This is a genomic window from Haemophilus sp. C1 (assembly GCF_001276515.1).
In the GTDB taxonomy this organism is placed as follows: Bacteria; Pseudomonadota; Gammaproteobacteria; order Enterobacterales; family Pasteurellaceae; genus Haemophilus.
Genome location: NZ_LDVZ01000071.1, coordinates 1 through 695, shown reverse-complemented (window position 1 = coordinate 695; position 695 = coordinate 1). Strand labels below are relative to the sequence as shown.

The 695-nt window shown below is 40.4% G+C and carries 1 protein-coding gene and 1 pseudogene; both read left to right on the top strand.

The features are described 5' to 3' along the window. Positions 1 to 144 (top strand): annotated as a pseudogene (locus ABW51_RS10430) (transposase); the annotation flags it as partial. Next, a partial coding sequence (locus tag ABW51_RS09570) for an IS3 family transposase (RefSeq protein WP_197271872.1) occupies positions 129 to 695 on the top strand: 567 nt, incomplete at its 3' end. The pseudogene ABW51_RS10430 and the gene ABW51_RS09570, both read left to right, overlap by 16 nt.

The following is a 695-nucleotide window of genomic DNA, read 5'->3' as shown; positions in this document are numbered from 1 at the left end:
ACCACAGACTTTTCACCTAAAGCGTTTAAAAAGCTGCAGCGAGAGCTCGCCTTGGCTCGTGCGGAGATTGCTTACCTAAAGGAGTTGGAGGAGCTCGACCGTCAAAAACAACGGCAGAAAAAAGAAAAATCATTGAAACGCTGAAGCCAAACCACGCGTTAAATGATTTACTTCGTGTGGCTAAAATGCCTCGTTCAAGCTTTTACTATAAAGAGATTAAGCGAACTTATCACGAAGTAAAAGAGGCTATCTTATCGCTGTATAAAAAGAACAGAAAACGAGATAGTTATCGCCCTATGACGTTTAAATTACGCCAAATGGGTTTTAATTTGAATCATAAAACGGTGTTAAAGCTGATGAACGAGTTAGGTATTCATTCCATTTTACGTAAGAAAAGACATGGAAAACGTGGAAAAACATTGCATATTGCCCCGAATGTACTGAATCGTGACTTTACCGCAACGGCGCTCAATCAAAAATGGGTAACTGATGTTACCGAGTTTCAAGTTGGGCAAGAAAAGCTCTATTTTTCGCCATTGATGGATTTGGCAAATCGAGAAATTATTGCCTATAACTTTGCGACACACCCGAAGTTTTCATTGGTAAAAAAGATGTTAGAACAAGGGCTTAGTCGGCTTAAACCGACAGAATGCCCGATTATTCATAGCGACCAAGGCGTATTGTATGGTTCGGTG